This is a genomic window from Vibrio sp. VP6 (assembly GCF_028823755.1).
GTDB classification, from domain to species: Bacteria; Pseudomonadota; Gammaproteobacteria; order Enterobacterales; family Vibrionaceae; genus Vibrio; species Vibrio parahaemolyticus.
On record NZ_JAPEID010000005.1, the window covers coordinates 153,537 to 166,393 of the forward strand.

Below are 12,857 nucleotides of genomic sequence, written 5' to 3' on the forward strand. Positions count from 1 at the left end.
CCTTAAATACGCTCAATATCTTTGGTACCAAACAGGCCGTATGGCTTGAAGGCAAGAATGATTAACAGCACATAGAACGGTGCGATGTTGTAAAGGTTACCGACTTGCAGATATTGGCTATCAAAGAACTCAGCCAAGTTCTCCAGCACCCCGATGGTGATACCACCGACGATTGCACCAACCACGGAATCCAAGCCACCTAAAATAACCGCTGGGAACACTTTGATGCCGATGATAGATAACGCGTCTGATACGCCATTTACGATCCCGATAACAATCCCTGCTGTCGCGGATACCATCGCCGAAATAGCCCAACTGATGGCGAACACTTTCTTGATGGAAATGCCAAGACTCTGGGCGACCTGCTGGTTAAATGCCGTCGCTCGCATCGCCAAACCCATTTTGCTGAATTTGAAGAACCAGTAGAACGCGCCCATGATGATCATCGAAAAGATCAAACTGAGGATGTAAGCAAATTCCACGTTCAAACCACCAATATTGACGACGTTAGTTTCGAATACCTGTGGGTACGACACCGCCGATACACCAAACATCCATTTCATCAGGGCTTGGAAGAACATCGACAACCCAATCGTCACCATAATCACCGAGATGATCGGCTCACCAATCAATGGCCTGAGCACGATGGTTTGCACGGCGATACCAAACACCATCATAAAGGCGAGAGTGAGTAAGAAGCCGACGAAAAATGGCAGTTGTAGATGAACCAATGCTGCCCAACACACCCATGCGCCGATCAGTAGAAACTCACCCTGCGCAAAGTTCACCACCTGAGTTGATTTGTAAATCAGTACAAAGCACATGGCGACCACGCCATACAACATGCCGACGATCACGCCATTAATGACGAGTTGCAGTAATAAATCCGTATTCACTATGCGATCCTCCGTTGTTCGCTATCCACCAGTGTCAGCTCATGTTGAATAAGCGTTTCTATCACCAGCGACGTTTGAATGCGTGTCTTGGTTCCATCCTGATAAGTGATCACCGTATCGACGTCCACAGTCGGCGCGGCGCTGTAAATGGTTTCGATGATGTCACCGTATTTCTCGGCAACCACACCACGACGCACTTTACGTGTACGAGTTAGCTCGCCGTCATCCGCGTCCAGCTCTTTATAAAGCAGAATGAATTTGCTGATTTTCTGTGCGTCTGGCAGCGATTCATTCACTTTCAGCACTTCTTCACGAATCGCTTGATAGACTTCAGGTTGAGAAGAAAGGTTGGTGTAGTTGGTGAATGCAATGCCCTTTTGCTCTGCCCACTTCGCGACGATCGCGTAACGAATACAGATAATTGCGGAGAGCCAAGGTCGGCCTTTACCCACCACCACCGCTTCTGCGATAAATGGCGAGAACTTGAGTTTGTTTTCAATGAACTGCGGAGAGTAACGGTCGCCATGGCTGGTTTCCGACATGTCTTTCAAACGGTCGATAACGACTAAGTGACCAGAATCTTTAAAGTAGCCCGCATCGCCTGTGTGCATCCAGCCGTCTTGCACATCTTCATCGTACGCCGCTTGGTTATTGAGATAGCCGGTAAACATGCCAGTACTTTTCGCGATGATCTCACCCACCCCGTTGCTGTCTGGGTTGATGACTTTCACGTCTGCATTGTCAAACGCAACGCCGACTGAATCGTAATCCACGTCATCGGCTTGGTGTACGGTGTACGCGCCACACATTTCGGTCTGACCATAAAGCTGCTTAAGTGGCACACCGATCGCTTGTAGGTAACGGAAAGTATCTGGCCCCATTGCCGCACCACCGGTAGCCGCAGAAGACAGATTCGAGAAACCTAAACGGTCGCGTAGAGCGCGTAGAAGAATCCATTCCGCCAGCTTAGAACGCTTGCCCTGATCCAGCGCTTTGTTCGCTAAGCTCATGCCCAGTTTGTACATCTTCTGCTTAAACGGTGTGGAATCCATCATGCGTGCAGACACGTCTGCCACAATGTTTTCCCACACGCGCGGTGCCAGTAACACGAAGTTCGGGCCAATCTCGCGTAAGTCCGACATCATGGTCTCTTGCTCTTCAACAAAGTTGACGATTTGACGAGAAATCAACGCCTGACCAACCACATACACCTGCTCCATGATCCAAGGAAGAGGAAGAACAGAAACGTAATTGTCGCCTGGAGAACGTGGGTCCGCACGCAAGTAAGCCGCACAGTGATCCAAGAACGTACCGCTGTGAAGTTGCGCCAATTTCGGTTTGGACGTCGTACCCGAAGTGGTACAAAGAATCGAGAGATCACTGCCTTTGGTTGCGGCAACCATATTGAGATACTTATCTGGGTTAGCTTTATCGATCAGCTGACCTTTTTTGTAAACCTGCTCAACATCGATCAGTCGCGGATCATCGTATTTGCGCATCCCGCGTGGATCGCAGTAAATAATGTATTCCACACTTGGAATTTCATCCCCAAGCTCAAGAAGTTTGTCGCATTGCTCTTCATCTTCGGCAATCACAACTTTCGCTTTCGCGTAATTGATTAAGTACGCCACTTCCTCATGCATGGAATCTTGATAGATACCCAGTGAATAGCCTTTGATCGCGTGCGCAGCCAGTTCACCCCACACCCATTCAGGTCGGTTATCCCCCAACAGGCCAATCACATCTTGCTCGCCGATGCCTAAATCTTGTAGCGATAATGCCATCCACTTGACTCGGTTTTCGTAATCCTGCCAAGTAAACTCTCGCCAAATACCGAACTCTTTCTCACGCATTGCCACTTGCTCTGGCCAGTGCTTGGCATTGTGCTGCAACACTTTTGGAAAGGTATCTAAGCTGGTTATATCTGCCCAATCATTATGTTGCTGTGCCATTATGCACTCTCCTCTAATGTCGGTAGTTCTTCACCCAAATAAGCCTGTTTCACGTGTGGGTTCGCCATCACTTCTTCCGGTTCGCCCATGGCAATGTGTTTACCAAAATCCAAAACCAACACGCGATTGGAGATATCCATCACCACGCCCATGTCGTGTTCGATCATGATGATGGTGATGTCGAGTTCTTCATTCAGATCCATGATGTAACGTGCCATATCTTCCTTTTCTTCAAGGTTCATACCGGCCATCGGCTCATCGAGTAAAAGAAGTTTTGGTCTTAACGCTATTGCGCGCGCAAGCTCGACACGTTTACGTAAACCGTAAGAAAGCGTGCCAGCGGTGGCTTTGCGGATGTGTTGAATTTCAAGAAAATCGATGACATCTTCCACGTATTTGCGGTGCGCCATCTCTTCTTTTTGCGCGTTAGAGAACCAGTAAAGCGGGCCTGTCACGAAGTTGTTTTTCAACAGGTGGTGTCGGCCAACCATGATGTTGTCGAGCACAGACATGTGTGAAAAGAGGGCTAAGTTTTGGAAGGTTCTGCCCAGACCTAACTCAGCGCGTTGACTCGGTGTACGTTTGGTTACGTCGTTTCCAGCAAAGATGACCGAACCTTTGTTCGGAGTGTATCGGCCAGAGATGCAGTTGAGCATCGAGGTTTTACCAGCACCATTGGGACCAATGATTGAAAAGATTTCCTTCTCGTTCACATGGAAGCTCACGTCGGTTAACGCTTTCACCCCACCAAAGGCCAATGAAATATCGTTTACCTGCAAAAGAGGTGTTTCCGATACCATAGTTGATCTCCCTTTCATTTTGAGTGCGTTTCCTTGAGCACTATTTCGATATCAAACTTCACTTTGATACTGGTAACCGCTTCTACACCTATGCATCAACTTTTCATTCAGTTTACGTAAACGTCAATTTAAAATCAGAATAGTGCCTTGAAGATTAAGTTGCAATCGAGTTCACCGATAAAGATTTGAACTGACGCAAACTTTAAGTAAATAAGTTGTTAATAAAAACTATTCTCAGACCACTACATATTTGGGTAGTTGGGACCACCACCACCTTCAGGAGGCATCCAGGTGATGTTTTGACTTGGGTCTTTGATATCGCAGGTTTTACAGTGAATACAGTTCGCCGCATTAATCTGTAATTCGGCTTGCTCTGCACCTTCTACAATTTCATACACCCCAGCAGGGCAGTAGCGTTGAGCGGGCTCGGCATAGAGCGCCAAGTTCTGTTCGATAGGAATGCGCTGGCTGGCAAGCTGCAAATGACACGGTTGGTCTTCTTCATGGAAAATATTGGATAAATAGACGGAAGAAAGACGGTCGAAACTCAACACGCCATCAGGCTTCGGATAGAGGATCTCATTGCTGTTTTCCGCCAGAATCAAAGACTGATGATCGGGATGTTCACAACGTACATTCCACTTTGCTTTGCCTTTTAACACGTTGTGTTCCAACATCGCTAAACCACCACCTAACCAAGAGCCAAAACGGTGTATTCCGCTAGAGAAATTGCGTGCTTGATAAAGCTCTTCATATAGCCAGGACTGTTTGAAATGGCTTTGGTAGTCGGCAATAACCGATTGATTTGAAACCGCTTCAAAAACGGCTTCAGCGGCGAGTATCCCCGACTTCATCGCGGTATGCGTGCCTTTGATTTTCGCGCTATTGAGCGTGCCAGCATCACAGCCAATCAATAGTCCACCCGCAAATTGTTGGGTCGGAAGGGAATGAAAGCCGCCTTTGGCAATCGCCCTAGCCCCATAGCTGATGCGCTTACCGTTTTGAAGATACTGCTCAATCATCGGGTGATGTTTAAAACGTTGAAATTCGTCAAACGGACTCAGGTGGGGATTTTCGTAATTAAGGTCAACAATCAGGCCAACTGCGACTTGGTTGCCCTCAAGATGATAAAGATAACTGCCACCAATTGCTTCGTTTGCCAACGGCCAACCTAATCCATGAACAACCAATCCTTGCTGATGTTGCTCTGCAGGTATTTCCCACAGCTCTTTAAAGCCAATCGCATAGTGCTGTGGCGTTTTATCTTCAGCGAGATTAAATTTGTTAATCAATTGCTTACCAATATGACCTCTGGCACCTTCGGCAAACAGCGTAAACTTAGCGCGAAGTTCGATACCCGGCTCGAAATTGGCTTTTTGCTCGCCGTTTTTGTCGAGCCCCATATCTCCTGTGATCACGCCACAAACACGGTTTTGTTCATCAATAATGGCTCGGTTAGCACTAAAGCCAGGGTAGATTTCTACGCCTAGGTTTTCTGCTTGCGATGCCATCCAACGGCACAAATTACCTAAACTGATGATGTAATTACCATCGTTATGCAGCGTATTCGGCACTGCCCACGTTGGCAGTTCATGACCATTAAGTTCGTTACTTAAATAGTAGGTTTTATCTTGATTGACTTTGGTATTGAGTGGCGCGTTCTTTTCTTTCCAATCCGGAAACAACTCATCCAAACTGCGCGTTTCAAACACCGCGCCAGAGAGAATGTGCGCCCCCACTTCCGAACCTTTCTCTACAACACAAACTGAGATTTCTTGGTCTTTTTCCATTGCCAACTGTTTGATACGGCAAGCAGCAGACAAGCCTGCCGGGCCCGCACCCACAATCAGAACATCAAACTCCATGCAGTCTCTTTCCATGGTTGTATTCCCTTCTTCTTTTTCATGTTGCCAACTTGTTAATCAACAATATATTTAAAGTTGACGCAAACGTAAAGGTAAATTAACATCATTTTAAAGACGTCAACACATCGTCTTCAGTGTCAACAGATAGTCTTCACTGTAAAAAGGAATCTAACGTGAAAATACTAGTGCCAATTAAAAGGGTCATTGATCCCTACATTAAGGTCCGTGTTAAACCGGACAACAGCGATGTTGAAACCAATAACGTCAAGATGACTATCAACCCGTTTTGCGAAATCGCCGTTGAAGAAGCGGTTCGACTAAAAGAGCAAGGGATTGCAGAAGAAGTCATCGTTGTGAGTGCTGGCGGCATACAATGTCAGGAACAATTGCGCACGGCCCTAGCACTAGGAGCAGATCGCGCGATTCATATCGACACGGCGGACAAAATTGAACCGCTCGTGGTGTCTATGTTGCTCAAAGCGATTGTTGAGCAAGAGCAAGCTCAGTTGGTGATCACCGGCAAACAATCGATCGATACGGACAATAACCAAGTCGCGCAGATGCTGGCCGCTTTACTTGATTGGCCTCAAGCCACTTTCGCATCGGATGTAAAAATTGAAGATCACAAGGTGCAGGTGGTGCGAGAAGTCGATGGTGGATTGATGACGGTAGCAATGAACTTGCCAGCGGTGATCAGCACTGATTTGCGTTTAAACGAGCCTCGCTTCGCTTCCCTGCCAAACATCATGAAAGCCAAACGCAAGCCGCTCGACACAGTCACACCAGAGAGCTTGGGCGTTGAAGTTGTGTTCAGCCAAACCATCACGGAAGTTACCCCACCAGCGCAAAGAAAAGCAGGTATCAAAGTGGAGTCTGTTTCAGAACTTCTCGATAAGCTACGTAACGAAGCGAAGGTGATTTCATGAAGAATCTAATTATTGCAGAACATGACAACAACCAACTGCACGCCGATACGTTGAAAGTCGTGAATGCCGCAAGTCAAGCGGGCCAAGATAACACATTGCTCGTGATTGGTTATCAATGTGAAGAAGTCGCTCAGCAAGCCAGCCGCGTCAATGGTATTGCAAAAGTAATTTGCATTGACGACGAATCGCTGGTGCACCAATTCGCGGAAAATATCGCGCCAGTAGTCGTCGGACTTGCCGACGGCTTTGACGGCATTTGGGCTAACTCATCGTCCAAAGGCAAAGATCTTGCGCCACGTATCGCCGCTAAATGTGGTGTTGGGCAAATCTCTGACATCGTTCAAGTGGTGGATGACAAAACGTTTATACGCCCAATTTATGCGGGCAACGCTTTCGCTAAAGTGACTTCAAATGACAGTTTACGTGTGGTCACCGTGCGCGCATCTGCTTTTGATCCTGTTGCTTGCAACAGCCAAGTCGATATTGAACATCAGCAAACCTCGGCTCAATCTCTCGTTGTAGAGTTAGTTGCTATCGACAAGACCGTTTCTGAGCGCCCTGAACTCACCGCTGCGGAAATCGTGATTTCTGGCGGTCGTGGCGTTGGCAGCAAAGAGAACTTCGAACTTATCGAAAAAGTCGCCGACAAACTCGGCGCAGCGATTGGGGCGTCTCGCGCTGCTGTCGATGCAGGTTTTGTCGCTAACGACTTACAAGTCGGTCAAACAGGCAAAATCGTCGCGCCTAAACTTTACATTGCCGTCGGGATCTCTGGTGCCATCCAACACCTTGCCGGCATGAAAGAGTCAAAAGTGATTGTCGCTATCAACAAAGATCCGGACTCCCCTATCTTCGAAGTGGCGGATTATGGGTTAGTCGGCGATCTGTTTGAGATATTGCCTCAGCTCGCTGAGCAACTATAAATAAACTCCCCTTTTTGATCAACGTAAGTTAACAATGGATTGAATATAGAGGGAACTATGCCAAGCCAAACTCCTATTTGGTCACCATCTGCTGAGCGAGTCAGAGACAGTAACCTGCTTCGATTTATCGAGAGCATTAATGCACGAAACAGCGCAAGTAATGAGATTAGAGATTATGCGTCATTACACCGCTGGTCTATTGAACACAATGACGCATTTTGGCAACACACTTGGCAATTTTGTAAAGTCGTTGGCAAGTTAGGTTCACAAGTCAAAAGTTTAGGCGAGCCAAAATGGAGCGATTCAAACTCACCAAATATCAACAGAGATACGGTTTGGTTCTGCGATACAACCCTTAACTACGCTCAGAACTTACTTGTACACGCTGAGCAATCGCCAGAGCGAAAATTGATTGTTTTCAGCAATGAAAGTGGCGAGCAAAAACAGCTCTCTGGTCAACAGTTGATTGAGCAAGTGTCCATCATCCAACAATGGTTGATTGCAAATGGTGTCGGCAAAGGAGATGTCGTGGCGGCCTACTTGCCCTACCTTCCTGAGACCGTAATCGCGATGCTCGCGACCACCAGCCTCGGTGCTATTTGGACATCGACCTCTCCAGACTTTGGCGTCAACAGCGTGTTGGAGCGGTTCGGCCAAGTGACACCCAAAGTATTGTTTTGTTGTAATGGCTACCAATTTGGCGGCAAGATCTTCGATATGACGCAAAAAAACCGAGCGATTAGCAGCAAGCTCGGAAACACCATCAGCGTTTGCCAAATTGACTATTTAACGCCAAGCAGCGAATTAAAACCAAGAGACGAACGATCCGACTCCGACTTCGTCACATGGAACGAGTTGTCTGAACACATTGCTCCACAAGCTATTCACTACCAACCAGTACTGTTTAATGACCCGTTATTCATTTTATATTCGTCAGGAACCACAGGGCAGCCTAAGTGCATTGTCCATTCCGTAGGTGGAACCTTACTCAATCATTTGAAAGAACATCAGCTGCACTGCGATGTTAAACCTCTCGACAAGGTTTTCTACTACACCACTTGTGGTTGGATGATGTGGAACTGGCATGTTTCCGCACTCGCGAGCGGTGCCACGTTGGTGATTTACGACGGTAGCCCCGTGTACCCCGACCATTCTGTGCTTTGGCGCTTGGCGGAAGAACAGTCGGTGTCACTGTTTGGCACCTCTGCAAAGTATCTCGAAGCGCTTGAGCAAGCCAATTATTCGCCTCGGTCAGAGCATAATTTGGATTCGCTGAAGACCTTATGCTCTACAGGTTCCGTGCTCTATCCAGAGCAGTTCAGTTACGTTTATCAACATATCAAACAGGATTTACACTTAGCCTCCATCGCTGGCGGAACAGACATTTGTGGCTGCTTTGTTCTCGGTAACCCGATTTCTCCCGTCTACAAAGGGGAATGCCAAGGCGCGGGGCTCGGCAACAATGTAAAAGTGCTTGATGACGCAGGGAACGAAGTAGTTTCACAACGCGGAGAACTGACATGTAACAACTCGCTGCCAAACTTTCCTATCGGCTTTTGGCATGACAATGGCGAACGTTATCACGATGCTTACTGGAGCAAATTTGCGGATACTTGGCACCACGGTGATGACGTCATGCAAACCGCAAACGGCGGCTTTATCTTCTACGGCCGAAGTGACGCAACGCTCAATCCCGGCGGAGTACGTATTGGCACAGCAGAAATCTATCAACAAGTGAACGCGCTATCGGGTATCGAAGATTCGATTGCCGTCGGTAAGTTGAGCCAGCAATCTGAAGAGATCTGGTTATTCGTCAAATTAAGCCAAAGTGTTGAGTTAAAGCCACAACTGACTGACTTGATCCACCAAACGTTGAAAGCGAACTGCTCACCGCGACATGTCCCGCGCAAGATCTTCGCACTCAGTGATATTCCACGAACGCGTTCCGGCAAAACGGTTGAACTGGCAGTAAAGCAAGTCGTGAATGGTCAGACAGTTAAAAATATCGGCGCAATTGCGAATCCAGAGGTTTTGGAAGAGATAGCGGCAATTGCCGTTGAAACACAGCCCGCACTGACCAATGCGCTATAAAAAAGAGCCGCTATTGCGGCTCTTACTATTTCAATTTATTCGAAGTTTAAATTACTTCTCTTTACCGAATACGTTGTTCTCTTGCTCTTGTACGCGGATGAAAGTCGTACGCTTCGTTAGTTCTTTAAGCTTCGCTGCGCCTACGTAGGTACAGGTTGAACGCACACCACCAAGGATATCTGAGATCGTACCATGAACACTGCCACGGAATGGCAGTAGTACGGTTTTACCTTCAGCGGCACGGTACTTAGCCACACCACCAGAGTGCTTGTCCATCGCCGACTGAGAAGACATGCCGTAGAATTTCGAAATAAAACCACATTAGTCATATATTTCAAAAACTTACAAGCACTTACATGTGTATAAAAACAGTTAAAACTGGCGATTCAGCCCCCTATTTGACGTAGTTTTTCAATGAGTGTCGCCACTTTTGTCGCCACTATATAACCATACGAGCAATTATGTGAGTCGCAGAGGTATAATGTCCAAAAGGACAACGCTACTAGTAAGTTGCGCAAATAAAACATGTACTGCACCTACTACCCTGACTATACATTAGTCTGTTCAACAGACTGACTACTAACATTGCTGGTAATATCCGCTATACTAAACGTGAGGTGTCACGCGACTAACCAAAGTAATACTAGTAAATTGACATGCGGCTATAAAGTAGGCATGATCAGTATGTAGCAGCTACTTGGCTACTACGTAATTCATAGCTCCAAGTGAGTACAAGGTTTATAAGGGAGGTTCTAGCTATGGCTACTACTTCATTTGATAAGAATTTCGTTGTGACTGATGAAGTGGCTATCGCAAAGTTTAAAAACGCAGCGAAAAACCCACGAAAGGTCAGTGTAAAGAAACGCGACTATGAGTCTGATAAAGAAAAAGGTATTCAACGATTAGTACGGAAGTTATCAAACTCAGCGACTTGTTAGAAGCTGTTGGTACAGAAGGTTGCCAACGGCTTTTCTCTGATTTTTCTTGCCCCAAAAATCCAGATCTAGAAATCTTTCTAAAAACTAAATCCATACGATTCGAGCAAAGCGACAATTCTCGCACTTATCTAATACTCGATAGTGAAAGCACTGATATTCTCGCCTATTTTTCGATATCCTTTAAAGAAGTCTCTCTGACACAAGCTGAACTGTCTAAGAATCAAGTAAAAAAACTAGATGGCATTAACAAACACTCGGAGAGAGTTAGGGCTTATCTCATTGGGCAAATAGGTAAAAACTTTGCTATTCCCCAAAATCCGATATCTCTACCCAACATTTTAGAAGAGGTTTATGCCATTATAGAAGCAGCTCAAGCATTAGTTGGTGGGAGAGCGATCATACTTGAATGTGGTAAAGTGAATAAGCTTATTGATATATATCGAGATAACGGTTTTGATGTATTGATTCAGAGTGATGAAGAGCCCTTAGTTACTATGTATACCTACATAACAGACTAAAGCCGTTATAATAGACGAAGAATCATTGTGTTGTCTTAGCAACTAATTATTGAGGTAACCATATGATGCTATATAACGAAGAAGATTGGTTCTAACTATACATATGACACAGTCCCCGAACGACTACCCTCCTTCGAGTGAGATTAAATTCGACACTGCCTCTAAGCCACCTAAATTCAGGTGGCTTCTTTATATCAGTAACTCCACCCCATATCACCCACATCCAAATTCAACTCTGTCCCTTTTCACTCTTAGCTTTATCAACGGTGACTGGTTTATCGAACTTGATGTGGCATTCAGTTTTGGGGCTTGCTAAGCGGCCAGATTAGCAGGTGAGATAGCTTTGAACTTTCCGTCGCTTGATGATCTCTTGTGTAGTGCCACCGAACCTCGAGTTTTATCCTCGGACTTGCCAAACAGATACCATTGTGCGATTTCGGTATATTCGTACATTGCTTGTACTTTCATTTGTCACGCATAGTGGTTGCATTGATATTGGAATGATTGAAAACAAAGAGTCATTCTCGTTTACTTTTGAATCCAATACATAACTAAAAGAGTCGGCTGCTCTTACTGCTGAAAGCGCCACAGATGGGCGCAGGACAGCTTAAATAACCTAACCAAATTCAGGCGCCTGTTAGGTGAGGCGCAGACCAATGCCAACATTCTGAGTATGTATGCAAGCATCATCACTCGGTTTGAGGGAGCTAATTGGGAGTATCACCTTAGCCTTTAACTTAAATCTTAAAGGTTGAGTTTGACTACACAAACTCACAAGCCAGTTTGTAGCACGAGCTCTGGAAGGGGCTCCATTGTTGTGTGGATTTTGCAGTCTACACAACAATGTCCTATTACAAGGAGTGCCTATGATCATCGTCTACGGATATTACAAAGGCGAACCCATGGAACTGATTGGCAAGTCGCTTGACCAACAAGGCACTTTCATTGCGGCCAAACCTATTGGACGCATTGATAATCGATTAACCTTTGCCGCGCTTGTTGAAAGCCCTGATCCCATTCATTTTCCAGTCGTTCTACCCCACTGCGTTCTTGTAAAAGAACAAACATACACCCACAAGCCTTATAAACCCCATCTCGTCAATACAGCGGTGATGGATGCCAAGCAGCGCAAAACCTATTGTAAAAAGCTAAAAAAGAGACAGCCCTTAAGTACTTCGAATTGGAAACTGCACATCAGTCGCAACCGAGGTCTTAAGTGGATACGCGATCATTTAGCCGCTTAATCTCATCACTTTTTAACTCCCCAAAACGGCTCTACGTCATCCAGCGTTGAGTCTTTTTATATTTCAACTCAAATAAGGAAGCAACTTATGCCACTTATCAATCGAAAACACACCAATCACGTTCTTTTTCTATTGCTCACCACCTTCTTACTGCTCTGCTTCGCTACCCCATCCTTCGCCACTGACTTGTTTGCAGCTGGTAAAGCCACCATCAAATCAACCGCGGGCGAGGATTCTGCTGCGGAAATGGCCATGCTAACCGCAGGTGCGCTTAGCGCAGCAGTAACAGGCTTTGCCACTCGCAGTTGGTTTGGTGCGATCGGCGGTTTTGGCGGTATGATTTTCTGGGAAGTCATTAAGCCACTGGTTGGCCTAGCTTAAAAACGGGCGGTGATGTATGGATAACCAACAGCTCTTTTTTGCTATCCCAAAACACCTGAGTAAAGGCAAGCGCATATCAGGCTTGCCCCGAGACGAAGTCTTGCCAGGGTTTCTTCTCTTTGTGCTCTTCTTCTTAGCCGGTAAGTACTTGATAGGCCTTATCCTTGCGGCTATCTGGTTTATGGGACTTCGCTACATCAAAGTTCAGTACGGTGAAAACATTATCGCATTAACCCTTTACTGGTGGGGGAACACATCACTCAATCACAGCGTCTTCAAACACACACCCGCGGCGCAAAAGCGTTACTGGCTCTCATAAGAGG

General features: G+C 46.2%; 12 protein-coding genes and 1 pseudogene. 8 read left to right on the forward strand and 5 right to left on the reverse strand.

What is annotated here, in order from left to right; all coding sequences use genetic code 11:
- Positions 1–2 precede the first annotated feature (2 nt).
- The 4 genes from OU793_RS05420 to OU793_RS05435 form a co-directional block, all read right to left on the reverse strand.
- Entirely contained in the window at positions 3–896 is an 894-nt protein-coding gene (locus tag OU793_RS05420) for a branched-chain amino acid ABC transporter permease (RefSeq protein ID WP_005463595.1), read from the reverse strand.
- Positions 896–2,848, reverse strand: a complete 1,953-nt coding sequence (locus tag OU793_RS05425) for a long-chain fatty acid--CoA ligase (RefSeq protein WP_017447397.1) — start codon at positions 2,846–2,848, stop codon at positions 896–898. The genes OU793_RS05420 and OU793_RS05425 overlap by 1 nt, the downstream gene beginning before the upstream one ends.
- Entirely contained in the window at positions 2,848–3,648 is an 801-nt protein-coding gene (locus tag OU793_RS05430; RefSeq protein ID WP_005463591.1) for an ABC transporter ATP-binding protein, read from the reverse strand. Before OU793_RS05430 ends, OU793_RS05425 begins: the two co-directional genes overlap by 1 nt.
- Before the next feature lie 242 nt (positions 3,649–3,890).
- Entirely contained in the window at positions 3,891–5,528 is a 1,638-nt protein-coding gene (locus OU793_RS05435; RefSeq protein ID WP_140102987.1) for an electron transfer flavoprotein-ubiquinone oxidoreductase, read from the reverse strand.
- Between the two features lie 158 nt (positions 5,529–5,686).
- On the opposite strand from OU793_RS05435, the gene OU793_RS05440 reads away from it, so the two are divergent.
- The 3 genes from OU793_RS05440 to OU793_RS05450 are packed head-to-tail and all read left to right on the forward strand — an operon-like array spanning position 5,687 to position 9,453.
- Entirely contained in the window at positions 5,687–6,439 is a 753-nt protein-coding gene (locus tag OU793_RS05440; protein ID WP_140102988.1) for an electron transfer flavoprotein subunit beta/FixA family protein, read from the forward strand.
- Entirely contained in the window at positions 6,436–7,362 is a 927-nt protein-coding gene (locus tag OU793_RS05445; protein WP_140102989.1) for an electron transfer flavoprotein subunit alpha/FixB family protein, read from the forward strand. The genes OU793_RS05440 and OU793_RS05445 overlap by 4 nt, the downstream gene beginning before the upstream one ends.
- A gap of 57 nt (positions 7,363–7,419) precedes the next feature.
- Positions 7,420–9,453 (forward strand): acetoacetate--CoA ligase, encoded by a 2,034-nt coding sequence (locus OU793_RS05450; RefSeq protein WP_140102990.1) that lies wholly within the window; start codon positions 7,420–7,422, stop codon positions 9,451–9,453.
- Between the two features lie 51 nt (positions 9,454–9,504).
- Here OU793_RS05450 and OU793_RS05455 read toward each other — a convergent pair.
- Positions 9,505–9,759: pseudogene (locus tag OU793_RS05455) on the reverse strand (IMP dehydrogenase); the annotation flags it as partial.
- 452 nt (positions 9,760–10,211) lie between these two features.
- On the opposite strand from OU793_RS05455, the gene OU793_RS05460 reads away from it, so the two are divergent.
- The 5 genes from OU793_RS05460 (at position 10,212) to traL (ending at position 12,853) form a co-directional block, all read left to right on the forward strand.
- A complete protein-coding gene (locus OU793_RS05460; RefSeq protein ID WP_029864008.1) occupies positions 10,212–10,391 on the forward strand; it encodes a hypothetical protein in 180 nt (59 codons plus the stop codon).
- A complete protein-coding gene (locus OU793_RS05465; protein ID WP_198421120.1) occupies positions 10,385–10,909 on the forward strand; it encodes a hypothetical protein in 525 nt (174 codons plus the stop codon). Before OU793_RS05460 ends, OU793_RS05465 begins: the two co-directional genes overlap by 7 nt.
- A gap of 866 nt (positions 10,910–11,775) precedes the next feature.
- On the forward strand, positions 11,776–12,153 hold the full coding sequence (locus OU793_RS05470) for a hypothetical protein (RefSeq protein WP_029864007.1): 378 nt from the start codon (positions 11,776–11,778) through the stop codon (positions 12,151–12,153).
- An 87-nt stretch (positions 12,154–12,240) separates the two neighbouring features.
- Entirely contained in the window at positions 12,241–12,534 is a 294-nt protein-coding gene (gene traA / locus OU793_RS05475; protein ID WP_274647733.1) for a type IV conjugative transfer system pilin TraA, read from the forward strand.
- A gap of 16 nt (positions 12,535–12,550) precedes the next feature.
- Positions 12,551–12,853, forward strand: coding sequence for a type IV conjugative transfer system protein TraL (traL, locus tag OU793_RS05480; RefSeq protein ID WP_029864005.1), 303 nt, complete (start codon positions 12,551–12,553; stop codon positions 12,851–12,853).
- Positions 12,854–12,857: the final 4 nt, after the last annotated feature.

Coding starts and splice junctions, on each gene's coding strand:
- OU793_RS05425 (WP_017447397.1), bottom strand. CDS start 2,848: ATGGCACAGCAACATAATGATTGGGCAGATATAACCAGCTTAGATACC.
- OU793_RS05430 (WP_005463591.1), bottom strand. CDS start 3,648: ATGGTATCGGAAACACCTCTTTTGCAGGTAAACGATATTTCATTGGCC.
- OU793_RS05435 (WP_140102987.1), bottom strand. CDS start 5,528: ATGGAAAGAGACTGCATGGAGTTTGATGTTCTGATTGTGGGTGCGGGC.
- OU793_RS05445 (WP_140102989.1), top strand. CDS start 6,436: ATGAAGAATCTAATTATTGCAGAACATGACAACAACCAACTGCACGCC.
- OU793_RS05450 (WP_140102990.1), top strand. CDS start 7,420: ATGCCAAGCCAAACTCCTATTTGGTCACCATCTGCTGAGCGAGTCAGA.
- OU793_RS05460 (WP_029864008.1), top strand. CDS start 10,212: ATGGCTACTACTTCATTTGATAAGAATTTCGTTGTGACTGATGAAGTG.
- OU793_RS05470 (WP_029864007.1), top strand. CDS start 11,776: ATGATCATCGTCTACGGATATTACAAAGGCGAACCCATGGAACTGATT.
- traA (WP_274647733.1), top strand. CDS start 12,241: ATGCCACTTATCAATCGAAAACACACCAATCACGTTCTTTTTCTATTG.
- traL (WP_029864005.1), top strand. CDS start 12,551: ATGGATAACCAACAGCTCTTTTTTGCTATCCCAAAACACCTGAGTAAA.